The sequence below is a fragment of the Hymenobacter terrestris genome, from assembly GCF_013377905.1.
In the GTDB taxonomy this organism is placed as follows: Bacteria; Bacteroidota; Bacteroidia; order Cytophagales; family Hymenobacteraceae; genus Hymenobacter; species Hymenobacter terrestris.
Genome location: NZ_JABKAV010000018.1, coordinates 16,179 through 39,835, shown reverse-complemented (window position 1 = coordinate 39,835; position 23,657 = coordinate 16,179). Strand labels below are relative to the sequence as shown.

Here is a 23,657-nt window from a genome sequence, read left to right as displayed (position 1 = left end):
CAGATGCTCACAATAGGAATCACGGGCGGTATCGGCTCGGGCAAGAGTATAGTGGGCCGGCTGTTTACCGTGCTGGGCGTACCCCTCTACGACTCCGACAGCCGGGCCAAGGAGGTAATGGCCCACAACCTGCAGCTGCGCCAAGAGCTGACTGAAACGTTTGGCGCCGAAACCTTCGACGCCGAGGGTCGCCTTGACCGCGCCTACCTGGCCCGCGTCGCCTTCCCCGACCCCGCTCAACTGGCCCGCCTCAATGCCCTGGTGCACCCTCACGTCGGCCGCGACTTTGCTGATTGGGCCACGGCCCGCCATGCCGAGGGCCACGCCTACGTGCTTAAAGAAGCCGCGTTGCTCTACGAATCAGGCGCTTACAAGCAGCTCGACCGGATCATCACCGTTTTCGCACCCCAGACCCTACGCCAGCAGCGGGTGCTACTCCGCGACCCCCACCGCAGCGCCCAGGATGTACTTACCATCATCGGCAAGCAGCTGAGCGAGGACGAAAAGCTGGCCCGCGCCGACTATGTAATCTATAATGACGACGAACACCTGCTCATCCCGCAGGTGCTGCAGCTGGACGCAGAGGTAAAGGCACTGTCAGCTACCGGATAATCGGGCTGCGCTCGAATGGTCGTTCGCGGTCGAAGAGGTAGCGGTAGGTGACGTGGGTTTTATAGATGCGGGCGCCAATGGAGCGCGTGAGGGCCAGCATGCGGGGGTTGAAGTCGCCAATCCAGTTCATTTCGATTTCGCGGTAGCCGGCACGCATGAACTCGGCGCGGGCATGCACCATCAGGGCGCTTTCGACGCCCTGGCCCTGCCACTCGGGCACTACCCCGAAGATGACGCCAAACAGCTTTTTATCGCGGCGCGGCATGTACTGGCGCTTTTCCCAGAGGAAGCGCAGCTTAGCCAGCAGCCCGAACCGGCGGCTGACGTGCTTGAAAATCTGGTTCAGCTCGGGCAGGCTCACGAAGAACGCAATCGGCTCGTCGTTGTGATAGGCAAACCAGAGCAGGCGCTCATCGAGCACGGGCTGCATCTGCTTCACCAGCTCGCGGGCCTTGTCAAGGCTCATGGGATTGATGCCGCTGTGGTTGGCCCAGGCTAGGTTGTACACATGGTGGAAATCGTGGGCCAGCTTCTCAGTGTCGCGCTTGTTGGCGTGCTGGAACCGGAAGGTGGGATACTGTTGCGCATACTTGTCGAAGGCCTTGTAGAAGGCCGGATGCAGGGGCATATCGACTTCGCGGTAGCAGGTGTACTGCCGGAAAAACAGCTCGAAGCCATACCGCTCGAACAGCTGCTGGTAGTAGGGCTGGTGCAAGAACATCCCGTAGTTGGGCTCGGTAAAGCCCTCCGTCAGCAGCCCCCAGAACCGGTCCCGCTCCCCAAAATTAATGGGCCCGTCCATGGCCTCCATGCCGCGGGCCGCCAGCCAGTGCCGGGCAGCTTCAAACAGCTCGCTGGCCGCCGCCTGGTCGTCCTCACACTCAAAAAAGCCCATCCCGCCCACCGGCAGTGTGGGGTCGGCTGGCCCGGCATCACGATTGACGAAGGCCGCCACCCGCCCCACTGCCGTACCGGCCGCGTTGGTGAGCACCCAACGGATAGCCTCTCCGCGGGCAAGCAAGCCATTTTTGACCGGGTCGAACACGGCTTCAATATCCGGGTCGAGGGGCGAAATCCAGTTCGGCTGGTTCTGATAGAGCCGGGCCGGCAGGTCGAGAAACTGGCGAACAAGGGCGGGGCTATTGACTTCGAGGAGGGGCATGATTAACTGGGCTATTGGTTGTCAGCGGCTAGCGTTTAGCACGGGAGAGGTTGACCCGATAAGCGCGGGCTACCGGCGGGCAGCTCCGGCACGAGGCCTTCGGAAGATGCTCAGTGTTCTTATTCCCTCAACCCGGAGCGTATATATTTCGGTGCCGAGCGTATCGGGGTAGGCCTGCGGATGCCAACGGTAAGCCCCCATAAAATAGTCGGCTTCGGCCAGCGGTACATATTGGATACGGTGCCGCTGGGTAGCAGGTAGCATCAGGCTGTTGTTGTACAGCGGATAGTAATTGGGCACGGTTGCATTGATGCGTATTGGCCCGGTTGGCTGGTTTGCCAGCAGCCACTCCAGCCCCCGACGGTACGAAAGGCCCCAATAGTCGCGCTCGAACAGCCGTTCGGCCGCCGGGGCGCTCAGAAAGCTGAAGTACAGGTTCTGAAACGGATGCATGCGCACCATGCGCCACACCGTGTGGGCCGTAGCGAGCCCGAAAACGGCCAGCCCGGCCAGCGCCAGCTGCCGGCCCCGCCCCCGCTGCCCGCTACGGCGCCAGACCACATGCACGCCCCGGGCCGCCAGTAGCACCAGCGCCGGATACACAAAGTACAGGTGCCGCCAGCCGTCGTAGATAGAGGCGCGCATTAGTATCACTACCCCAATCGGACCCAGCAGCCAGGTAGCCACTAGCGCATCGAGGGCAGGCTCTGAGCCGGCTGGCCATACCCGCCGGGCTAGGGCCTGGCCCCAGCGCCAGCATACCGCCCCCAGCCCCATGGCCGCTGCCACCGAGTAACCCACTGGCGTCGTTATCAGCAACCAAACCGGCACGTAATGCCACGGAACCCCGGCAGATTTGTAAAACTGCCCCCAGTACAGGTTGGTGAATTTCCAGGGATAATGCATGGCATGCGCACTGACGTCGAGCAGTTTCGGCAGCGAATGCACCCACAGATAGGGCCAGATACTCACAAGCCCCCCCAGCGCCGCCACCACCACCAAGGCACCTATTCGCGCATAGGCAGGCCGGGCTGCGGGTTGCAGCCGGTACTGACCCGCAACGGCAGTTAGTGCCAGGCCCAAAGCGGTAAACAGCAGCAGTTGTAGGCCCTGTACCCGGATACCAGCTGCCAGCGCTATTGCCAGGCCGTGCACCAGGGCCCGGCCCGGCGTGGGCCGGGCCAGCAGCCGGGCCAACGTGTGCATGGCCAGGGTAAAGCACGCCATAAACACGATGTCCTTGCCATTGTAGAAGGCCTCGGCAAAAAAGCGGGGCGAGGCCACCAGTAGCGCGGCCGCCAGCAGGCCCCAGCGCCAACTGCCAAGCCAGCGCCGGGCCAATTGGTACAGTGCCCATACGCCGGCTACAAACACGCCGAACACCATCAGGTGTCGTACCAGAAAGTAAGAGCGGGAGTCGTGGTCGGTGAACAGGTAGTTTACCACCACGGCGGCCATTTCAAACAGCGGCCCATGATGGGCATCGAAGAAGTCGCGGATATCGGGGGTGCTGGCGAAAGTGGGGTGCTGCCGCAGCCCCTCGCCCACCGGCAGCAGGCTGGCTAGGTATTTCAGGTTGACGAGGCCGTTGAGGTGGTTGTTGGTTTCATCCCACGACACGCCATAGTCGGCGACCAGCAGCGTACCTAGCGCCAGCAACAACCCAAAAAACAGCCATTCGGCTAGTTTTCGACCGCTTTGGGGCTCCTGGAGCAATGGCAGCCCATGCGGGGCAGACGTGGTTTCTGGTCGGAACATGCAGCACAAAGAAGCCTGAAAACTAGGCCAAAACAAAAAAGGACTGCCGTTACCGGCAGTCCTTTTACTGTGTGGGAGATACTGGGTTCGAACCAGTGACCCTCTGCTTGTAAGGCAGATGCTCTGAACCAGCTGAGCTAATCTCCCGATGGGTGAGCGTACTATAAAAATGGTGGGAGATACTGGGTTCGAACCAGTGACCCTCTGCTTGTAAGGCAGATGCTCTGAACCAGCTGAGCTAATCTCCCGATGGGCGTTTCCCGTTGTTTGGGATGGCAAAGATGGGGGCTCATTTCTGAAAACGCAACACTTTCCCCCATCTTTGGGAGAAGAAATTTGCTGACCGGGGCCGCTTCTACGGGGAACCCCTTGCCAGTCAGAAATTTCGCTTACAAAAAACAGAGGGCCGCTGGTGGGTAGAATGCTGAAAATTGTGGGACTGACGCTGCTAAGCCTGCTGCTGGCAGCCGTCCTGGGCCTATGGCTGGGCCAGGACTGGCTGATTGGCCGCTTCGTGGTAGCACTCAACCAGCACCTGGCCGTGCCCGTGCGCGCCAGCCGCCTCGATGTGTCGGTGCTCGACCAGTTTCCGCGCCTCTCTATCACGCTGCACGACGTAGTGATGCAGGGCTCGTTGCCCGCCGATACCACCCGGCTGCTGCGGGCCCGCCACCTCTACTGTGCCTTCGACGCCCTCGATTTGCTGGGTGGCCACTACCGCATCCGCCGCCTCACGCTGGCCGACGGACAGCTGCACCTGCGACGCGACGCCACCGGCCAGCCCAACTACTACATCCTTAAACCTGATACCACCACAAGCAGCGAGCAGCCCTTTGCGCTGGAGCTGCGCGGCATCCGGCTGGATCGGGTGCGGGCCACCTATACTGATGTGGCCCGCCAGCAGTTTTTCGCCCTGCAAACGCCCGACTTGCGGGCCACCGTGCGCTTGGCTGGCCCGCGTGTGGAAGTGGCCGTGACGGGCCCGGCCCGCATCGAAACCGTGCGGCTGGGCTCCGACGACTACTTCCGGGCTAAGAATGTGAACCTGAACGTACTGCTCGACGTGGACCGGGCGGCGCAGTTGGTTTCTATCAGCCCCTCCACTATTGCCGTGGGTCCGGCCAGCTATTCGGTTTCGGGCACCGTTGATTACACGAAGGCCTCCCAGCTTAATTTGCAGGCCGCCGCCCGCCAAGCCGATGTGCAGGCCGTGCTGGCCCTGCTGCCGCCCCGCCTGACGCAGCGGCTGGCCGGGTACCGAAGCCAAGGGCAGGTGTATTTTGAAGGTACCGTACGCGGCGAATGGTCGGAGCAGCGCAATCCGGCCGTGGAAGTGCGGTTCGGCTGCCGGCAGGCTTCCTTCTTTCACCCCAAATACCGCCAGCAGGTAGAGGCCGTAAGCCTGACAGGACAGTTTAGCAATGGCGTAGGTCGGACGGCTAAAACAGCTGTTCTGACCTTGGAACAGGTGCGCGGGCAACTGGCTGGCAAGCCTTTCGGTGGCGGTATGCGGCTCGAAAACCTCGCGCAGCCAACGGTGCAGCTGGCATTGCAGGCCGAGTTGGATGTGGCCCGGGCACTGAAGTTTTTTCCGGTGGCGGCTGTGCGCTCGGGTGCCGGCGAAGCCAGCCTGAGCCTGAAGCTAAACGGGCCGCTGGCCGTGCTCCGGCAGCGGCCCAGCGCCCGGCAGGCCAGCGGCACGCTGGCACTACGCGGCGTTACACTTCAGCTGCGTGACTTCCGTCAGCCCTTCAGCGGCCTCACGGGCCAGCTGGAATTACGCGGAGCCGATGTGGCTGTGAGCAGCCTGCAGGGCCGCCTGGGCAACTCCGATTTTCGGGGCCGGGGCACCGTGCGCAACGCCACCGGCTGGGCCCTGGGGCCGGGCCAGCCACTACGGATTGAGGCGACGGTTGCCTCTCAGCTACTCGATTTCAACCAGCTACTGTACGCCTACCAGCCGCAGGCCGGCAACCCTGGCAACGGCAGCGCGGCTCCGGCTGGAGGCCTGCGCGTACCGGGTCGGCTGGTGCTCGATGTGGGGCTGCAGGCCCGGCAGGTGCGCTACCGGCGGCTGCGGGGCCGGGAGATGCGCGGCACGTTGCGGCTGCAAAACCAAATGTTCAGTTCGCCGGGCCTGCGCCTGACGGCCGCCGGGGGTCAGTTGAGTGTGCGCGGCACCGTAGATGCCCGACAGCCCCAACTGCTGAAAGCCAGCACGGTGGCCAGCTGCCAGCAGGTGCGGCTGGATAGCTTGTTTTACGTGTTCGAGGATTTTGGCCAACGCTTCCTCACCAGCCGCCATCTGCGGGGCACGCTCACGGCCTCGGCCGAATCGGACACCTACTTTGATGGCCAGCTGCGCCCGCTTACCGACCGCTTGGAAGCGCAGGTGAAGGCTACTGTGCGGCAGGGCGAGCTGCTCAATTTCGAGCCTTTGCAGAAGCTGAGCCTGGTAGCCGACCGGGCTACGCTGCGCCACCTGCGCTTCGCCGAGCTGCAAAACGACTTCTATATCCAGAGCCGGACGGTGTACATTCCGGAGATGGAAATCCGCTCCAATGTGCGGGCAGCGGCCCTTATCCGGGTTACGGGCACGCACACCTTCGACCAGCAGCTCGACTACCATGTGCGTATTCCGCTGCTGCCGGGCCTGCTGCCCCGCGCCGCCGCCCGCGCCGATGGTCCCACGCTTCGCCTGGGGATAAAAGGCACCGAAAGCAACTTTGTAGTGCGCTACGAAACCGGCCTGCCCGGCAGGGCCGTGCCGGGCCGCAGGCCGGCAACTACCCCAGCTACGGCTGCCCCAGCCGACCCAGTGCCAGCCACACCCAAAACGCGGCCTTCGTGGGAGCTAAAAAAACCAACCCCGAAGCCTGCTGAGCCCCAGCCAGGCGAATTTTTCGAATTCTGAGCCGTCGCCGCCGTTGGTAGCCGCAGAACTGCTTTCCGGCCCCGCGTATGTTTATGATTATGGCCTTCGTGCGGCTTTTTGGCAAATCAGCGCATCATTTTGCGAGGCTTGTTCGAGCCCGGGCCAACCTCAACCCTAAAGCCGCGTTAAGGGAGCAGAAGACGTTTTTCCACCCTTTTGACTGTAATCATGAACGACTCACAACTGCTCCAAAACTATTCCGACCAGGAAAAAGCCGCCTATCTGAGTGCTATTGCCAGCCTGGCTTCGGCCGACCGTGAGGCTTCGGCACCGGAAATCGAGTTTTTGCAGCAGCTTTCCCACCAAGCTGGTCTTAGTGGTGCCGCTACCCAACAGGTACTGATGGCAGCCAAGAGCTCGAGCAACGAAACGGTAAAGAGCAACCTCGATACGCTGCGCGGCAGCGACCTGCGCTTCTCGCTCGTTACCGACCTCATCAGCTTCGCCCGCGCCGATGGTGCTTACTCGAATACCGAGGAAGAGATGGTGAACAAGATTTCGCAGTACCTGGGCATCAATGAGGAGCAGCAGCATACGCTAGAGCAGGTAGTGGACCAGGCTTCCAACGTACCCCACGACGCCAGCGACCCGGCCAAGCAGAGCTTTTTGGGCGGCATCGGCGACAAGCTCGAAAGTGCGGGCATTCCTAAAAACGCCCTGATGGCGGGCCTGCTCGGCATTGTGGCCCCCATGGTGATTTCGAAGGTGATGGGCGGCCGGGGCCAGAGCGGCGGCGGCGGCGGAATGATGGGCGGCAGTATGGGCGGCCTGCTCGGCGGCGCGGCCCAAAGCGGCATGGGTAGCCTGCTGGGCGGTTTGCTGGGCGGCGGTCTGCTGAGCGGCGGAATGGGTGGTGGCCAGCAACAGCAAGGCCAGTACGACAACTATCCGCAGCAGGGCTCGCACACCGGCGGCGGCGGCCTCGGCTCCCTCATGTCGATTCTGGGCGGCCTGGGTGGCCAGCCCAACTCGCAGCCTCGTAGCAGCGGTGGCGGCGGCCTCGGCGGCCTGATGGGCGGTGGCCTCGGCGGCTTGCTCGGGGGCCTGCTCGGCGGCGGAAGGCGCTAGGCTATTAGCTGAAAAACAAAAAAGGGGGCCGCACTCAGTTGAGTGCGGCCCCCTTTTTTGTGCGGCTTTTGACAAGATATCCGGCGCTCTTGCTCAGACACTGGCGGCAGCCGACCCAATATTCAGGAGCTGGCAATCGACTGACCGCCGCTTTGTGGCTGCAGGCTTTTGGGCAAATCGGAGTTACTGGAACCGCCCGATAGCCGGGTCATGGTAGTGTCAACGAAGTCGGCTCCAACTTCCTCCACGGCCGAAATGATTTTAAAGTTGATTTCCTCCATCACGTCGAGGTACTCGTCGTAGCTGTCGGTACGCACGTAGTACTGTACCCGCACGTCCTTCGAATTAGATGTCAGGGAGGTGAATTTTACCTGCACATCGGGCTCGATGAGGCGGTGCTCTACAATGGCCTTGTGCACCAGCTCGATGATGCGGTGTAACTGGGTGCTGGTCGTCATCTGGGTGAGCGACATCATGAAGAACACCCGGCGGGAAGTGCGGCGCGAAAGGTTGTCGAGCGGCTTGTCAATCATTGATTTGTTGGGCACCGTCACGTAGCTTTTCTCCACGGTACGAATTCGGGTGCTACGGAAACCAATTTTCTCTACCGAGCCCGTCAAATCGCCCACGCTCACCAGGTCGCCCACCTCAAAGGGCCGGTCCAGGAAGATAGTAAACGAGGCCAGCAGGTTTTCGAGGCTCTCCTTGGCGGCGAAAGCCACGGCCAAGCCGCCAATACCCAGGCCACCCACCAGGGCCGTTACATCGATACTGAATACACGGCCCAGCACCACCAGAAAGGCAATAATGGCCACAAACAGCTTGATCAGGTCGCGGGCGAAAGGCACGAGTTGGTTGGTAAGCCGCGAAGGGTCGCGCAGGGCCCGTTTCATGAACACCAGCACCGCTAGGTCAATCATACGCAGGAAAATCCAGGTGACACCCGCTATAAAGGCAATCTGGTATACCCGGAAGGCCAGTTCTGCAAACCACGGCGTGTCATGGCCCAGTTCTGAAGAGCGCACCGGAATATCCATCACGCTGTAGGCGATGAAGATGGTGATAAAGAAGATAACGACGCTAATGGGCTTGATCAGCAGTTCATGAAACTGCTGCTCCGTAACGCCTTCTCCCACCTTCTTGAAAAACCGGAACAACACCTTCGTCAGCAGGCGCGACACCAGGTTTTTCAATACAAAACCGGCCACCAGAATGGCAGCGGCCGTCAGGTATTCCTGCACTTCAATGCCGAGTAAGTGATAGTGAAGGATTTCGGAAAGAGACATAGGTGCGGGTAAAAAGGGTAAAGGGGCAACAAACAAGCCGGCTGCCGACCACCCCGGCGGGCAGCAAGCAGACGGCTTGTTAAAACTTTGTAACGCAAAGATTTGCTTCGCGTTATGCACAGCCCGGCTACAAATACCGGGCCGGTCAACCGGCCGCCCGGAAGCTACACCAACTGGCGCAGGGCCATTTCGAACGACTTCTGGGCCAAGCCGGTGTGCTCCTCGCCCTGGGCGCGGGTGCGTTCCAGCGCCGCCCGGATGATGCGCGAGGTGTCCTCAAAAATGGCCTGATCGGTAATTTCGGCATCCGACTCCATCAGGTAGGCAAACACGCGGGCCATGCCGCAATTGGCAATAAAATCGGGGATGACGCTGACCCGGGCATCAGCAAACTCGCCGGTAGGGCCGAAGAAGATTTCGGGGTCTTGAAACGGCACGTTGGCACCACAGGAAATAACTTCGAGGCCATTGGCGGCCAGGGCTTCTACCTGAGCCTTTGTAACGAGACGCGAGGCGGCGGCGGGCACAAATATCTCGGCCCCACTGGTCCAGATCTGCTCATTTATTTCCTCGAACGACAGCCGGTTGTCGGCCTTCAGCTCGTTGCCTTCACGATTAAGCATCAGCTGGCGGATTTCTTCCAGCTCAAAGCCTTCGGTGCTCAGCAGCCCGCCGGCCCGATCGATAATGCCGGTGATGCGGGCTCCCTGGCTGGCCAGGTAGTAGGCCGCCGCTGCCCCCACATTGCCCCAGCCCTGAATGATAACCCGCTTACCCTCGACCGAGCGCCCACCCCACAGCGCGTAGTAATGGCGCACAGCCTCGGCCACGCCGTAGCCGGTTATCAGGTCGGCCACGGTGTAGCGGCGGCGCAGATCGGGCGAGTAGGCTACGTCTTCGAGCACTTTTACCACGCCCTGGCGCAGCTGGCCCAGCTTCTGGATTTTCTGGGGCTCGGTGGCCTGGTAGTGCCCGTTCACCACCCCTTCCTGCGGGTGCCAGAGGCCGTATTCTTCGGTGATGGGGATGACTTCGTGGATTTCGTCCACGTTCAGGTCGCCGCCCGTGCCGTAATAGTTTTTCAGGAGCGGGAAAACGGCCTTGTACCAGCGCTCCAGCACGCCGCGCTTGCGGGGGTCGCGGGGGTCAAAGTTGATGCCCGATTTGGCTCCGCCAATGGCCGGGCCCGATACGGTGAATTTTACTTCCATGGTTTTGGCCAGGCTTTCTACCTCGCGCTTGTCGAGGCCCAGACGCATGCGGGTGCCGCCACCGGCCGCGCCGCCCCGCAACGAGTTGATGACCACCCAGCCTTCGGCTTCGGTTTCGGCGTCCTGCCATTCAAATACGATTTCGGGACGCTTATTTTCAAACTTAGCCAGCAGGTCTTTCATCAGGTAGAAAAAGGTGGTATGAGAGGGGTATTTGGGCAGCAAAGGTAGGCACACGGGCGGCAGGCCCCATCAGGCGGGCAGCCCGGCCGCCAATGTCTTGCCTGCTTAATGTTGAGCTTATCTAAGATTTACGAGTATAGTATTTTGGTAAAAGGAACTTTGCAGGCCCCTAATATCGTATTAGCCCTATTCCCGCCTACCGTTCCGTAATACCACCTTTGCATTGCCGAAATGAAGCCACTACTTGCCCGAGTCGAATCGAAGAAAGCATATAAAGCCGCTGCCATTCTTAAGGTACTGGCTCACCCCAAACGGTTGGCCATCGTGGACCTGCTGGGCAAAGAGGATAAGATGACCGTCACGGAGATTTACCGGACCCTCGACCTGCCCCAGGCCATTGCCTCCCAGCACCTCATTACCCTCAAAGACCGCGGCATTCTGTCGTCGCTGAAAGTAGGGACCAAAATCTACTACTCTCTTTCCATCCCCAAACTGCTCGACGTTATCGATTCGCTCGAAGAATGCTGTGAGTCTATCTAAGCTGTTAGCTGTTGGCTGAAAAAACGAAGAAGGCCCCGCACTCGGTTGAGTGCGGGGCCTTCTTTTTGGTTTAGGATTATGATTTCAGAACGGAAGCTAACGGCTAACGGCTCTCAGCTAACAGCCTAAAAAGCCGGTTGGCGCTCCAGGTCGAATAAGTCGGTGAGCGTATCGATGAGCTGGTCGGCTTCGCCACGCTTGCAGGCAGCCTTGAGCTGGAGCACGGGTTGCTTGAGGATTTTCTGCATCAGCGAGCGGGTGATGTCGTCGAGACGCTTGGCTTCTTCGGGGCTGATTTTCTTTTTGTTGTAGCGGTCCAGCTCTTCGAGACGAATCTGCTCCAGCGCGTTTTTCAGTTTCTGGATAGTAGGCGACACCATCATCTCTTTGGTCCAGTCGCGCAGGCTCTCCATGCTTTCCTCGATGATGGCCCGCACCTGCGGCACCGAATTCAGCCGGCGCTCCAGCGCGGCCGAAGCCTTGCTCTGGATGGCGTCGATGTTGTAGACCAGCACACCAGGCACCTGCTCCACGTCGGGCGCGATGCTGCGCGGCACCGACAGGTCGATGAAGAATTTGTAGCTCAGCACCTCTAAGTTGGCTACCAGGGCCTTGCTGAAGAACGGCTCGGGCCGGGCAATGCTGCTGATGATAACATCGGCATCCTTGAGGCCCTCGGCCAAGTCTTCAAAGTCGAGCACCTTCAGGCCACACTCTTCGGCCAGGGCTTCGGCCTTGCTGCGGGTGCGGTTACAGATGGTAACGTCGGTGAAGAGCTTGCTGTCGCCAAAGTGGCGGCAGACGTCGGCCCCGATTTCGCCCAAGCCTACTACCAGCACCCGAGGGTTGGCCACGTCGGCGGTCAGTTCCTCCACCAGCTCCAGCGTGGCATACGAGGTAGAAGCAGCCCCATCGCGGAAGGCCGTTTCCTGCTGTACGCGCTTATTGGTGAAGAAAACAGTGTGCAGCAGCCGGTGCAAAAATGGCCCAGCCGCGTCGGCATCGGCCGACCATTGGTAAGCCTGCTTTACCTGGTTGCTGATCTGCAAATCGCCCACTACCTGCGCCTCTAAGCCCATGGCTACCTCGAACAGGTGGCGCACGGCGTCGGATGAGCCGGTAAATACGTCGAAGTAAGGTGCAAACCCGGCCGCATCAGGCAGGCTTTTCAGGCGGGCCAGGGCGCCGATAACAGCGGCACTATGGTCGTGCTCGGCCGAATAGTATACTTCCGTACGGTTGCAGGTGCTCAGCACCAGCAAATCCGTCAGGTCGAGCTCATGGTGTAGGATTTGCAGCAGGCGCCGGCAGGCCGCCTCGTCCAGCGCAATCAACTCGCGGATGGCGAGCGGCGCTTTCTTGAACGAGAGACTGACAGCTTGAAAAGGATGGGACATAGCAAGAGCTAAGGCAGATAGCAGGGGGCAAAATTACGATACAAATTGCTAGGGTAAAAACAGCAGATAGGGGTCAGTGGTTCGGGACAAACTACTATTACAGGCGAAACCCGCGGGAAATGCTACCAGCGCGGTTTGTAGCCGGACCTGGTTGCTGAAATTCATCTTTTCGAACCGTAGAGCCTGGCTTTGGCCGGGACCGTATCTTCGGGGCCGCCGCCGCCGTATCGGGGGTCTGCCTTTCGCTGTTTTGCTGCCCGCCGTGCTCCCTACCATTGCCATCTACGACCAGAAGTCGCGCATCAAGCTCCTCATTGTGGCTGTGGCCCTGCTGATTGGGGCCGCTACCGTCATTTATACCAACGTGCTGGTGCAGCGCCTTTCCGAGCGCGAGCAGCAGCAAATCGACCTCTACGCCAAAACCCAGCGCTACATCATCAACACTGAGGAGGAGTCGAACCTGTCGTTTCTCTACGACGAAATTATTGATGCCAACAAAACCATCCCCGTCATCATCACCGACGGCGACGATAACATCATCGACGCCCGCAACGTGCGCGTGCCTGAGGGAGCAGATGAGGAAGAAAAGACGCAGTATCTGCGCAACCAGATTGCCCAGATGCAGGAGCAACACCCGCCTATCGAAATAAAAATAGGCGCCGGCCTGCGCAACTTCCTATACTACAAGGAGTCAGATTTGCTGACCCAGCTGCGGCTGTACCCGCTGGTGCAACTGGCCATTATCGGCTGCCTGGCCGTTATTGCCTACTTCGCCTTTAGCTACTCGCGGCGGGCCGAGCAAAACCGTGTGTGGGTGGGCCTGGCCAAGGAAACTGCTCACCAGCTAGGCACACCGCTCAGCAGCCTGGTGGGCTGGCAACAGTACCTGCGCGATTCGGAACGCTTTAAGGACGAGCCGATTGTGGAGGAACTGGGCAAGGATATTCGGAGGCTCGAAATTATTACCGAGCGGTTCAGCAACATTGGCTCGGTGCCGGTGCTAGGCGATGAGAATATCCTGCGTGTGACGGAAAATGCCATCAGCTACCTGCAAAGCCGGGTGTCGCGCAAAGTTAGCTTCGAGGTAAAAACAGACCTGCCCACCGATACGCCAGCTCAGGTAAACATCCCGCTGTTCGACTGGGTGATTGAGAATATCTGCAAGAATGCCGTGGACGCCATGGACGGGCGCGGCAGTATTACGCTACATATACGCCGGCCGGTGCGCGGCAGTAACAACCAGATTGCCCTCGACATCACTGACACAGGTAAGGGCATCTCTAAAAGCAAGCTGCAGCGTGTATTTCTGCCCGGCTACACCACTAAAAAGCGCGGTTGGGGCCTGGGCCTGGCCCTGGCTAAGCGCATCATCGAAAACTACCACAAGGGCCGCCTCTTCGTGAAATGGAGCGAGCCCGGCCGCGGCACCACCTTCCGGGTGATTCTGAACGGGTGAGTTGGCGAGGCGAGAAAGGGAAGGAAACCGTCATGCTTCGACAAGCTCAGCATGACGGTTTCCTATCACTCCTAACGTCTTACTTCTTCTCCTCTTTGCCTCGATTCGTTATCTCGACGTAGCTGTTCCCTTTTACGGGTTTTCCGTTGTGCGTACCCTCTACGCGGCACATTCCTTCCCAATAGTGCATTTTGATGCCGGCAATAAGCTTTAGCGTCAGCTCCTGATCGGACATCACGGGCGTGATGGTAAGGTCGTAGCCCTGGCTAGGCACGCGCAGGCGCCACTTGTTGGGATAACGAAGCTTGGAATGCGGGCTGGTCCAGTATTCGAGCACGTCGAGCTGGAAATCCTCCGCGTTCAGGTGCAGATTGGTCAGGTCGGGCCCGTAGTGGGTGCCGCCACTCACAGTTTGATTGGTTTTGCGGTCGAATAGCTGGTAGGCCATCAGCTCGGTGCGAGGCTCATCGAGCTGCACCGAAAACCAATCCCAGCCGATACCCTTGTTGGTTACGGAGTTGCCATTCCATTGGCGGTCGTACCACAACTCACCTTCCACCTGCCGCACTTTGCCGCCTATTTCGAGGGTGCCGGTGGTGGCCAGGCGCGGGTAGCTGTAGTAGCCAGCCTTGGCTACGTTGCCGTAGTTTTCGTAGCCGGTGCCGTTGTGCAGCAGCACGGGCTTGGCGGGCGTGGTCGTCAGGTCGATGGCTTGGCCGGCATGTTCGGCCATGCGGCCCTGCAGGCGGTAGCGACCTTCCTGGCCAGTAAGGGTCCAGGTTTCGTTTTTCTTGCGGGCGCTCAGGTTGAGGGGCAAAACCGAGGGCATTAGCTCGGGCAGGCGCGTGACTTTATAGTCGTAGCGGAATTGCTTGTTTTGCGGATCGGTGAGGGCGAAGTTCACCATCTGCCAGTCGCGCTTACCGTTGATGTTGAAGTGGAAGAATACGTATTCGACGCCGAACATTTCGCCAGTGGCCTTGTCGCGCAGGTGGCCGGTGAAGTACCACCATTCCAAGGAATTCTGTTTGTGGACGGCTTCCTCGCGGGGCAGTTCGGCGCGCTCCGTGAACACGTCGTACTTATTGGTGGGCTTAAGGGCACAGCCCGAAGTGGCAAATAACAGAATCAGGGTGGCTAGCAGCAGGTTTTTCATACTGCTGCCATAAGGGTTTCGGGGGCCGAAAGGTTTAAGGACAACTTATCCTTTGCTACCGCCCAAACGGCCGCGTCAGCCGCTGCCACAGGCCGCGGGGCGTGTACCAGGGGGAAACGTAGAAGATGCCCATCACGTCACCGGATTCTTTCATGACTACAGGCTTCAGCCGATCAGCCGACCCAAGCGGTTTGACAACTGCCTCAAAGCCGATGGCCGAAAATACCAGCTTACCACTCAATTCTGCAGCGGATAGCCCCAGTTGGTAGGTGCCGTCAGCAGTAGTAGACACGCCGTTGCTGGTCCCTTCTACCAGCACTGTGGCCCCGGGTAGGCCTCTGCCGTGGGCATTTACCACTCTCCCCCGTATCAGATGGGTCGCCGCCGGGTCATTGGCTCCCCATTGTGTTTGCAGAGGCTGTACTAGGCTGCTGTCTGGGCGGGATTGCGCTACGACCGGGGCGGCGGCTCCCAGGCCCAGCAGCGCCAGCAGGGTCGCCAGGGTACGGGGCCAGCCCGTCGTGTCCCCCGTCTCCAGCGGCCGGTGCAGCTGCGGGGCCGCGAACCGGCCGCAGGTGCTGCCCGCGGCCGGGCGCGTGAGCTAGGCCACCACCTGGGCATCGGTCATGCAACTGAAATCGACCACCGTTTTAGCGCAGGCGGCGCAGTGGCGGCCCTGGGCGGCGGGCGTCATGGCCGCCCAGTTTTCGGAGCAGGGCTGGGGAACGGAGATGGTAAGGGAACTAGACATCGGGCAGCAGTTTAGGGTCAACCTTCACTGACCTGATGCCAGGCCGCAACCGATTCCACACAAGATGCAGCAGATTTTTCAGCGTAACAACTGCAACCCTGAGCAGCCGCCGCTACAGCGGCGGCTTTTGCGGGGGCTCGTGGCCCGCTACCTTGCCCATAATCTGCCCCCGGCCGGGCACCGATTGCAGCCGCACCGTGAGCGGCGCTGGGGCCGGGCTTACTGCCACGCTTAGCGTTTGGGGAACGAACACGAACGGGCTACCCGACACGCGCAGGCTCACCAAACCATTCTGCACCGCCTCCCACTGCTGCTTCATCGTAAAGCTGAAATTGCCCTGCTCGTCGGCAACGGCCCCGTAGGGCGTGTCGGCAATGAAGATTTCGGCTCCCGCCACGGCCAGGCCGGTAGAATCGTCGAGCACCCGCCCCCGAATGGTTACCTGGCCCTGGGGCGCGGTGGCTAACTCATCGGCCTGCTCGGTAGCCCCGTTGGCGGCGGTGGCGTTCGATTGAGCGTTCTGGCAGGAGCTGAGCAACGGCTTGAGGCTGAGCAGGGCCAGCCCTGTGAGCAACCAGCGCCGCCAGCGCGGGGCGGCCGTTGCCACAGCGCCGGCCGGTACCGAAGGCGCAAACTGCCCGGCCCGGAACAGGCCGCACACGGTGCCCACCCCCGGCTGCGCCAGCCACGCGTGCACCTCGGCTTCGCTTAGGGCCGAAAAATCCACGACTTGATGCTGGCACTGCCCGCAGAAACGGCCGGCAGCAGTGGGTGTCATGGTGGCCCAGGGCTGAGGGCAGGGGTTCGGAACAGAGAAGCCAGGCATAGCGGCAGGAGGTTAGGGCAGAACAATAAGTATAAGAATATTTGCCGGTTAGTGCTTAGTGGCCATCGGCATGGGGCAACTGCCCGGCATATTTCTGTATCTTTTGCCCTCTAAACCTGTTCTTCGATCCGTTGTCAAGCCCTCTACCTCCCTCCCGCCTCAGCGGACTGTTCCGCCGCAAAACCGTTTCGGACCTTCTTGTTAACCCGCCCGTCGACCTGGATATGCACGGGGCCAACCCCGACCAGCACGGCCTGGAGCGCCACCTCACCGTCCGCGACCTGACCTCATTGGGCATTGCGGCCGTGATTGGAGCGGGCATTTTCAGCACCATTGGTAATGCCGCCCACGATGGCGGGCCGGCTGTGTCGCTGCTGTTCGTGTTCACCGCTATTGCCTGCGCGTTTTCGGCCTTGTGCTACGCCCAGTTCGCGGCCACTATTCCGGTTTCCGGCTCGGCTTACACCTACGCCTACGCCTCGTTCGGCGAGCTGGCGGCCTGGATTATCGGCTGGGCCCTGATTATGGAATACGCCGTGGGCAACATCGTGGTGGCCATTTCGTGGTCGGATTACTTTACCGGCCTCATGGACGGCATTGGGCTGCACATTCCCATCTGGCTGACCATGGGCATGCAGAGCGCCCACCGCTACTACGGCGAGGTCCTGGCTATCATGCAGTCCGGCCAGCCGCTTTCCGAAGCCACGGCCACCCAGCTGCTGGGCTACAACGCCTGGAACTCGGCACCCGAGCTGCCCGGCGGCCTGCGCCTGGTCATCGACCTACCCGCCGGCCTGATTACGCTCGCCATTACGGCCCTGGTGTATATCGGTATCAAGGAATCCAAGAACGCCTCCAACATTCTAGTGGGCCTCAAGCTGGTGGTTGTGGCCGTGGTTATTCTGGTGGGCGCTTTCTACGTGAAGCCCGAAAATTGGAGCCCGTTTGCGCCCAACGGCATTGGTGGGGTGCTCAAGGGCGTGTCGGCCGTGTTCTTTGCCTACATCGGTTTCGATGCCATTTCGACCACCGCCGAGGAGTGTAAAAACCCCCAGCGCGACCTGCCACGGGCCATGATTTACGCCCTCATCATCTGCACCATCCTGTACGTAATCGTGACGCTGATTCTCACCGGCATGGTAAACTACAAGGAGCTGGCCGTGGGCGACCCGCTGGCGTACGTGTTCAATAAAGTGGGCGTGGAGTGGCTGGGCGGCGTAGTGGCCGTGTCGGCGGTGTTTGCCATGGCCTCGGTGCTGCTGGTGTTCCAGATTGGCCAGCCCCGCATCTGGATGACCATGAGCCGCGACGGTCTGCTGCCGGCCGTGTTTGCCAAAGTGCATCCCAAGTTCCGCACGCCCTCGTTCAGCACCATCGTTACGGGCCTGTTCGTGGGCATTCCGGCGCTGCTGTTGAACATGGATCTGGTGATTGATTTGACCAGCATTGGTACGCTGTTCGCCTTCGCCCTGGTGTGCGGGGGCATCCTCATCATCGACCCCCACGGCACCTCCGACGCCCGTTTTAAGGTGCCCTATATCAACGGCCAGTTCTTGGTGACGCTCATTCTGGCCGTCTGCGGGGTGCTGGTGCTCATGTACAATCAGGACGGTATCCGCGAGTTCACCCGTGCACTGGGCTCGTATGAGGAAGGACGCCACTACATCCCGATGCTGGTGTTTTTTGCCTTCTGCCTGGGCCTGTCGTGGGTGTCGTTTCGTAAGCGTCTGAGCTTGCTGCCCACCCTGGGTTTGCTCACCAACCTGTATTTGATGACCCAGCTGGGCGTGAATAACTGGCTGCTGTTCTTCGGCTGGCTGGTGATTGGCCTAGCGTTGTACTTCAACTACGGCTACAAGCACTCGAAACTGCGCCTGAAGCACGCGCAGGCGTAATTCGCCTACCCAAACGAGTACCCCGGGGATTGCCTCCGGGGTACTCGTTTGCGTTTGCCGGAAGCAGCTTTTGGGCGGGGCCGGGAATTCTGAGCCGCCCGACGCGTTGTATCTTCGCATATCACCAGTTTTTCCGCCCGACACGTTACTTCATGAACCCACTCTTTTCGCTTTCCCTGCCCCTGCTGGCCGGCCTCGGTCTGGCCGGTGCCACATTCTCCGCGGCCCAGGCCCAACCTACTGCCACCAGCAAAACCGTAGCCGGCCGGCCCGCTACCATGCCACTGCTGCAGACCTGGGGCGGCCCCCACAACGGCGTGCCGCCGTTTGATAAGGTGCAGGTAGCCGATTTCAAGCCCGCGCTGGAAGCCGGGATGGCCGAGAATCTGGCCGAAATCAATGCCATTGCCAACAGTTCGGCCGCGCCTACTTTCGAGAACACCATTGCGGCCATGGAGCGCAGCGGCAGCACTCTGGATAGGGTTCAGACGGTGTACGGCATCTGGGGTACCTCGCTCAACGACGCCAAATTTGCAGCGGTGCAGGCCGAAATGGCCCCGCGCATGGCCGCGTTCAGCGACCAGATAACCCAGAACGCGGCGTTGTTCAAGCGCATTGAAGCCGTGTACAACTCGATGGCAACCAGCAACCTCACGCCCGAACAGCAGCGCCTGACGGAGGTGCGCTACAAGGCCTTCGTGCGGGCCGGCGCCAAGCTCGATGCCCCGGCTAAGGCCCGGCTTTCGCAGATAAACCAGCAGCTGGCCGGCCTCTTCAACAAGTTCTCGCAGAACGTACTGGCCGATGAGTCGGAGCTGACGCTGGTGCTGAAAACGGAGCAGGATATGAGCGGCCTGCCCTCTTCGCTGCGCGATGGGGCCAAAGCCGCCGCCGACACCCGTAAAGTGGCCGCCGCCGGCGTTATCACCAACACCCGCTCCAGCGTCGACCCGTTCCTGACCTACTCCGACCAGCGCCCGCTGCGCGAGAAGGCTTGGCGCATGTTCACCAACCGTGGCGACAATGGCGGGGCCCATGACAACAACGCCCTGATTACTCAGATTCTGCAACTGCGGGCCGAGCGCGCCAAGCTGCTGGGCTATAAAACCCACGCCCACCTGCGCCTCGACAACACGATGGCCAAAACGCCCGAGGCCGCCATGGAGCTCATGGAGCAGGTCTGGACCCCGGCCGTGGCCCGCGTAAAAGAGGAAGTGGCCGACATGCAGGCGCTAGCCATAAAGGAAGGTGCCCCGGCCGATTTCAAGATTGAGCCTTGGGATTACGCCTACTACGCCGAGAAGGTGCGCAAGGAGCGCTACGACCTCGACCAGAACGAGGTGAAGCAGTACCTGCAGCTCGACAAAATGCGCGAGGGCATGTTCTGGATGGCCGGCGAGCTGTTCAACTTCAGCTTCCAGCCTGTTACCGACGTGCCCGTGTTCCACCCCGATGTGCGGGCGTGGCAGGTGAACGACAAGACCACTGGCAAGCAGATTGGCCTGTGGTACTTCGACCCCTACGCCCGCCCGGGCAAGAAATCGGGGGCTTGGATGAACGCCTACCGCAACCAGGAGCGCATGGACGGTAAGGACATCACCACCATCGTATCCAACAACTCCAACTTCGTAAAGGGCAAGCCCGGCGAGCCGGTGCTCATTTCGTGGTCGGATGCCACCACGCTGTTCCACGAGTTCGGCCACGCCTTGCACGGGCTGTCGAGCAACGTCACCTACCCCGGCCTGGCGGGCACGAGCGTGGTGCGCGACTACGTAGAATTCCCGTCGCAGGTGCTCGAAAACTGGTTGCCGACGCCCGAGGTGCTCAACCGCTTCGCGCTGCACTACCAGACCGGCAAGCCCATTCCGCAGGAGCTGGTTGACCGCATCGACAAGGCCAGCACCTTCAATGAGGGCTTCGCCACCACCGAGTTTCTGGCCAGCGCCCTTATTGATATGAAGCTGCACCTAGCCGGCGACCAGAAAATCGACCCCGACAAGTTCGAGCGCGAAACCCTGGCCCAACTGGGTATGCCTTCCGAGCTGGTGATGCGCCACCGCACGCCGCAGTTCAACCACGTATTTGCTTCCGATGGGTACTCGGCCGGCTACTACTCCTACCTGTGGTCGGTGGTGCTGGCGGCCGATGCCTTCAGCGCCTTCACCGAGGGCGGCGGCGCGTATGACAAGGCCGTGGGCCAGCGGCTGCGCCAGCACGTGTTCACGGTGGGCAACACCGTCGACCCGGCCGCCGGCTACCGCGCCTTCCGGGGCCGCGACCCGAAAATCGACGCGCTCATGAAGCAGCGCGGCTTCCCGATGACAACGGCCACGCCAGCAACGCCGGCCGTGCCAATGGCTCCGGCAGCGGCCCAGCCGGAAAAGGTCAAGGTGAAAATCAAGAAGGGCAAGGGCAAGTAGCCCCGCCAGAACCTGAGGTTGGAGGTAGCAGGCTGTAACTGCTGCCCATTTCGATACTCTTGGCTGCGCGCTCAGTGCAGCGTACACGAAAAAGGCCCCGCGACAATTGTCGCGGGGCCTTTTTCGTGTACGCTGCTTCGTTCTATTGCAAGTCGAAGCGCAGGCCCAGGTAGCCGAGGCGGCCAACCTGTGGGCCACCAAATACCTGCGTGTTGTTGGTATTGAAGGCGTTGGAAATACCAGCCTGGAACGTAGTGCCCCACTTCGGCACCAGGTAACCGAGGTAAGCTTCGGTGGTGCTGTAGTCGCGGATGCGGCCAACGGCGAAGGGCATTTCCTGCAAGTGGCCCTGCACCCAGCGGTAATTTACGGAGTAGCTCAGGTTGCTGAGCTGGCCGTTTATGCCCACGTTGTACTTGTGCTTGGGCGTATTGAAGAAGGTCTGGAAGCCAGCGGGCAGGTCGCTCTTGTCGATAACGTTGAGCGAGTAGTTGCCGGTCAGGTTAATGCCCCGGTTGAAATAATACGTCAGGCCCGCCGTAACGCCCTGGGTTTTCACTTCCTGATTGCTATTCACGTAGGTGTACAGTACGCGGGTGGGCTTGCTCTGGTCGGTGTAGAGCGTAGGGTAGCCTTCCTGCAACTGTGCTCTGGTTGGCTGGCTGCCATCGGTGTTGCCAACAAACAGCTGACCACCAATGAACCCATCGTACCGGCTCCGGAAATAGCTTACATCGGCGTACAGGTTAGCAATCAGCGCGCCTTTGTAGCCAATTTCGGCCGTTTTCACCTGCTCCAGCTTCAATGGGTCGATGTTGGCCTCGTATGTTCTCAGCAGATCGGGATTGGAGGTAGCCGCGCCAAAGATTTGGGGCGAGGCAAACAACGCTTCGTTGTACCCCCGGAATCCGTTGGCGGCATTGCCCACCAGTATGGCGTTTCGAATGTCGCTGTACAGGTATTGCTCGGGCTGCGAAGGAGCACGGAAGGCTTGTCCGTAGCTGGCCCGGAAGTTATGCTGCTTGTTTTCGCCCAGCGAATACACGGCTGATGCTCGAGGCGAGAAAGCCGGCTTGAAGTTCTTGAACTCGTCTACCCGCCCGGCCAGCGCCAGTTTCAGGCGCTCCTGGAATACGGTTTGGGTGAGCTGCCCATAAGCGCCATACTCGTAGTTGACGATGCGCTTGCCATCCCGATCGGAGAACAGCAGGCCATCGGAACCCAGCCGGTACTGGCGGTAGGCACCGCCTACTACCAGGTTGGTCGCCTCCCCAAGGGTAAACTGCCTCTGAGCACTGATATCGTGCAGGTAGGAGTTGAAGTACTGCTGAGCGCCTGTGCTTGGGTTCCGGTCGCCAATAATTCGGTTGCGCAGGGTGGCAAAGCGTGGATCGGAGGTTTTGAGCTGGGTGCTATTGGCCGCCGACTGAGCCGCCGCCAGCGCCGCATCGGGCGCCAGGCCGGCCTGGCGGGCCTGGCTGTAGGCCGCGTTGTAGGTGGCGTAGAACAGGTTCTGGTAGCTTACGCTCCCGCCTTCGGTAGTGGGTGCCTGCTGAATCAGGGAGCCCAACTGATTGAATTCGTAGGAGTTGCCCGAGAAATCTTCTGTGCTGTACAGGCGGATAAAGCCCTTATTGCTCTTTAGCTCGGCGCGGTATTGGTTCGAGCCCAGCCCCTTCACCCGGAAACGGCTCAGGTTCTGGTAGGTGGCAGTACCCTCGGCGCGTTTGGCCTCTATGCTTAATTTCAAGTCGTCGCGCAGCAGATAGGATACAGTACCCCCCAGGCGGTACGACGACGTCCGGTTATCGTTGGCAATCAGCTCCTGCTCCGTGAAGCCCGGCAGGTAGGCCGTTTTTCCGTACAACTCCGGGTTGGTGCCGCCCGGCAACTGCTGAAAAGGATTGAACGCGTAGCCTCCTTCTCCGTAACGGTTTACGGCGTTGTAGCCCAGCGTGGAGCCCGCCGGATTTGCCGAGCTTTGGGTGGCTTCGTAGTTCATTGCCAGCCAGTCATCGGCCCGGAAGGCACTGGCATTGACCTTGAAAGCGAGTTTGTCCGTTATTTTTTTCGCGTAACGTACCTGCCCGTCCAACAGGTCGCGCTGGCCGGCACGCAGGCGTACACTCAGTCCTTCGTACACGAAGGGGTCTTTGGAGTTGAACAGGATTACACCGCTCAGGGCATTGGAACCATACAGGGCCGAAGACGGGCCATGGATAATTTCGATGCTTTCCATATCCAGCTCCGGAATACCTACCAGGTTGCCCGGGCTTAGGTTGAGAGAAGGCAACTGGGTATCCATGTAGTCTACCAGTTGAATTACGCGCTCCGATTTGGCCGTATTGAAGCCGCGGGTGCTTATGCTGGTGAACAACATGGAGGCCGAACTCACATCGATGCCCTTTACCTGGCCCAGACCGCTCAGCACCTCGGGCGTGGTAATACGCTCAATCTGGCGGGTCGAAAGCTTATCGACGGTTACCGGCGCGCGCAAAATGCTTTCCTCGATGCGCGAGGCCGATACGATGGTTTCGTTCAGCAGGGTGGCGCTGGGCGAAAGGCCCACATTCAGGGCCTGATCGGGCGCCTGAAGCAGTACTTCCCGGGTATCAAACCCTACGTAGGAAAACACCAGCGTTACCGGGCCATTGGCAAAGTCGGCGCTTACCCGGAAGCTACCCTGCTGGTCGGTGCTGGTACCGATGAAGGTGCCTTTAATGAAAACGGTAGCTCCCGGCAGAGGCTGTCCTTTATCGGTCAGCACCTTGCCGGATACAGTCGTTTCGACCAGATTTGGGGCAACGGCGACACGGGGAGTGAAAGGGGTGGTTGCAGCAGGAAATGCGGTAGCCGAAGCCAGTTGTGGCAACAAGGCCGTGGTAACCAGCAAGGAGGGGTAATAAGACTTCATACAGGTGAGAGTGCCCGGGGGTGTGGTGTGTAATGGGGCGCAAACGTAGGCTGCAGCTAAGCAGGGGCGCTGTATTTTTCGATGAAC

General features: G+C 60.4%; 16 protein-coding genes, 2 tRNA genes and 1 pseudogene. 7 read left to right on the top strand and 12 right to left on the bottom strand.

Going from position 1 to position 23,657, the window contains the following annotated elements:
* Positions 1–3: 3 nt before the first annotated feature.
* Complete coding sequence (coaE, locus tag HW556_RS08515) at positions 4–612, top strand: dephospho-CoA kinase (protein WP_176899601.1); 609 nt, start codon at positions 4–6, stop codon at positions 610–612.
* Here coaE and HW556_RS08510 read toward each other — a convergent pair.
* The 4 genes from HW556_RS08510 to HW556_RS08495 all read right to left on the bottom strand — a co-directional run bounded on the left by HW556_RS08510 (position 602) and on the right by HW556_RS08495 (position 3,780).
* Positions 602–1,774: a GNAT family N-acetyltransferase gene (locus HW556_RS08510; protein ID WP_176899600.1), complete on the bottom strand. Its 1,173-nt coding sequence runs from the start codon at positions 1,772–1,774 to the stop codon at positions 602–604. The genes coaE and HW556_RS08510 overlap by 11 nt on opposite strands.
* 69 nt (positions 1,775–1,843) lie before the next feature.
* A complete protein-coding gene (locus tag HW556_RS08505) occupies positions 1,844–3,532 on the bottom strand; it encodes a glycosyltransferase family 39 protein (protein WP_176899599.1) in 1,689 nt (562 codons plus the stop codon).
* A gap of 72 nt (positions 3,533–3,604) precedes the next feature.
* Positions 3,605–3,679: transfer RNA gene (locus tag HW556_RS08500), tRNA-Val, on the bottom strand.
* Positions 3,680–3,702: 23 nt separating this feature from the next.
* Positions 3,703–3,780, bottom strand: a tRNA-Val gene (locus HW556_RS08495).
* 173 nt (positions 3,781–3,953) lie between these two features.
* Here HW556_RS08495 and HW556_RS08490 point away from each other — a divergent pair.
* Complete coding sequence (locus tag HW556_RS08490) at positions 3,954–6,446, top strand: AsmA-like C-terminal region-containing protein (RefSeq protein WP_176899598.1); 2,493 nt, start codon at positions 3,954–3,956, stop codon at positions 6,444–6,446.
* A gap of 189 nt (positions 6,447–6,635) precedes the next feature.
* Positions 6,636–7,535: a TerB family tellurite resistance protein gene (locus tag HW556_RS08485; protein ID WP_176899597.1), complete on the top strand. Its 900-nt coding sequence runs from the start codon at positions 6,636–6,638 to the stop codon at positions 7,533–7,535.
* Between the two features lie 122 nt (positions 7,536–7,657).
* Here HW556_RS08485 and HW556_RS08480 read toward each other — a convergent pair whose 3' ends face one another.
* Positions 7,658–8,821, bottom strand: a complete 1,164-nt coding sequence (locus HW556_RS08480) for a mechanosensitive ion channel family protein (protein ID WP_176899596.1) — start codon at positions 8,819–8,821, stop codon at positions 7,658–7,660.
* A gap of 164 nt (positions 8,822–8,985) precedes the next feature.
* Positions 8,986–10,215, bottom strand: a complete 1,230-nt coding sequence (locus tag HW556_RS08475; RefSeq protein WP_176899595.1) for a Glu/Leu/Phe/Val dehydrogenase dimerization domain-containing protein — start codon at positions 10,213–10,215, stop codon at positions 8,986–8,988.
* Between the two features lie 231 nt (positions 10,216–10,446).
* Between HW556_RS08475 and HW556_RS08470 the strand changes: the two genes are divergently transcribed.
* The gene (locus HW556_RS08470; protein WP_176899594.1) at positions 10,447–10,755 is read left to right on the top strand and encodes an ArsR/SmtB family transcription factor; all 309 of its coding nucleotides are present in this window, start codon (positions 10,447–10,449) and stop codon (positions 10,753–10,755) included.
* 125 nt (positions 10,756–10,880) lie between these two features.
* Here HW556_RS08470 and hemA read toward each other — a convergent pair whose 3' ends face one another.
* Positions 10,881–12,152 (bottom strand): glutamyl-tRNA reductase, encoded by a 1,272-nt coding sequence (gene hemA, locus HW556_RS08465; RefSeq protein WP_176899593.1) that lies wholly within the window; start codon positions 12,150–12,152, stop codon positions 10,881–10,883.
* A 262-nt stretch (positions 12,153–12,414) separates the two neighbouring features.
* On the opposite strand from hemA, the gene HW556_RS08460 reads away from it, so the two are divergent.
* Entirely contained in the window at positions 12,415–13,608 is a 1,194-nt protein-coding gene (locus HW556_RS08460) for a HAMP domain-containing sensor histidine kinase (protein WP_317170492.1), read from the top strand.
* A 79-nt stretch (positions 13,609–13,687) separates the two neighbouring features.
* On the opposite strand, the gene HW556_RS08455 is transcribed toward HW556_RS08460, so the two are convergent.
* The 4 genes and pseudogenes from HW556_RS08455 to HW556_RS08440 form a co-directional block, all read right to left on the bottom strand.
* Complete coding sequence (locus tag HW556_RS08455; RefSeq protein WP_176899592.1) at positions 13,688–14,764, bottom strand: lipocalin family protein; 1,077 nt, start codon at positions 14,762–14,764, stop codon at positions 13,688–13,690.
* 190 nt (positions 14,765–14,954) lie between these two features.
* Positions 14,955–15,122: pseudogene (locus HW556_RS19005) on the bottom strand (carboxypeptidase-like regulatory domain-containing protein); the annotation flags it as partial.
* 243 nt (positions 15,123–15,365) lie between these two features.
* Complete coding sequence (locus HW556_RS08445) at positions 15,366–15,515, bottom strand: hypothetical protein (RefSeq protein WP_176899590.1); 150 nt, start codon at positions 15,513–15,515, stop codon at positions 15,366–15,368.
* A 112-nt stretch (positions 15,516–15,627) separates the two neighbouring features.
* Complete coding sequence (locus HW556_RS08440) at positions 15,628–16,341, bottom strand: peptidase associated/transthyretin-like domain-containing protein (protein ID WP_176899589.1); 714 nt, start codon at positions 16,339–16,341, stop codon at positions 15,628–15,630.
* Between the two features lie 224 nt (positions 16,342–16,565).
* Here HW556_RS08440 and HW556_RS08435 point away from each other — a divergent pair, with 224 nt between their 5' ends.
* Together HW556_RS08435 and HW556_RS08430 are read left to right on the top strand one after the other, a co-directional pair.
* The gene (locus HW556_RS08435; RefSeq protein WP_176899634.1) at positions 16,566–18,236 is read left to right on the top strand and encodes an amino acid permease; all 1,671 of its coding nucleotides are present in this window, start codon (positions 16,566–16,568) and stop codon (positions 18,234–18,236) included.
* Positions 18,237–18,388: 152 nt separating this feature from the next.
* A complete protein-coding gene (locus HW556_RS08430) occupies positions 18,389–20,656 on the top strand; it encodes a M3 family metallopeptidase (protein WP_176899588.1) in 2,268 nt (755 codons plus the stop codon).
* 142 nt (positions 20,657–20,798) lie between these two features.
* Here the strand turns inward: HW556_RS08430 and HW556_RS08425 are convergent, their stop codons facing one another.
* Positions 20,799–23,570 carry a TonB-dependent receptor gene (locus HW556_RS08425; protein WP_176899587.1) on the bottom strand — a complete coding sequence of 924 codons (2,772 nt, stop codon included), beginning with the start codon at positions 23,568–23,570 and terminating at the stop codon, positions 20,799–20,801.
* Positions 23,571–23,657 lie beyond the last annotated feature (87 nt).

Bases quoted from the DNA above. Each gene is read 5' to 3' on its own strand.
- HW556_RS08485 (WP_176899597.1), top strand. From the start codon at position 6,636: ATGAACGACTCACAACTGCTCCAAAACTATTCCGACCAGGAAAAAGCC.
- HW556_RS08510 (WP_176899600.1), bottom strand. From the start codon at position 1,774: ATGCCCCTCCTCGAAGTCAATAGCCCCGCCCTTGTTCGCCAGTTTCTC.
- hemA (WP_176899593.1), bottom strand. From the start codon at position 12,152: ATGTCCCATCCTTTTCAAGCTGTCAGTCTCTCGTTCAAGAAAGCGCCG.
- HW556_RS08470 (WP_176899594.1), top strand. From the start codon at position 10,447: ATGAAGCCACTACTTGCCCGAGTCGAATCGAAGAAAGCATATAAAGCC.
- HW556_RS08440 (WP_176899589.1), bottom strand. From the start codon at position 16,341: ATGCCTGGCTTCTCTGTTCCGAACCCCTGCCCTCAGCCCTGGGCCACC.
- HW556_RS08475 (WP_176899595.1), bottom strand. From the start codon at position 10,215: ATGAAAGACCTGCTGGCTAAGTTTGAAAATAAGCGTCCCGAAATCGTA.
- HW556_RS08425 (WP_176899587.1), bottom strand. From the start codon at position 23,570: ATGAAGTCTTATTACCCCTCCTTGCTGGTTACCACGGCCTTGTTGCCA.
- HW556_RS08490 (WP_176899598.1), top strand. From the start codon at position 3,954: ATGCTGAAAATTGTGGGACTGACGCTGCTAAGCCTGCTGCTGGCAGCC.
- HW556_RS08430 (WP_176899588.1), top strand. From the start codon at position 18,389: ATGAACCCACTCTTTTCGCTTTCCCTGCCCCTGCTGGCCGGCCTCGGT.
- HW556_RS08445 (WP_176899590.1), bottom strand. From the start codon at position 15,515: ATGTCTAGTTCCCTTACCATCTCCGTTCCCCAGCCCTGCTCCGAAAAC.
- HW556_RS08505 (WP_176899599.1), bottom strand. From the start codon at position 3,532: ATGTTCCGACCAGAAACCACGTCTGCCCCGCATGGGCTGCCATTGCTC.
- HW556_RS08480 (WP_176899596.1), bottom strand. From the start codon at position 8,821: ATGTCTCTTTCCGAAATCCTTCACTATCACTTACTCGGCATTGAAGTG.
- HW556_RS08435 (WP_176899634.1), top strand. From the start codon at position 16,566: ATGCACGGGGCCAACCCCGACCAGCACGGCCTGGAGCGCCACCTCACC.
- HW556_RS08455 (WP_176899592.1), bottom strand. From the start codon at position 14,764: ATGAAAAACCTGCTGCTAGCCACCCTGATTCTGTTATTTGCCACTTCG.
- coaE (WP_176899601.1), top strand. From the start codon at position 4: ATGCTCACAATAGGAATCACGGGCGGTATCGGCTCGGGCAAGAGTATA.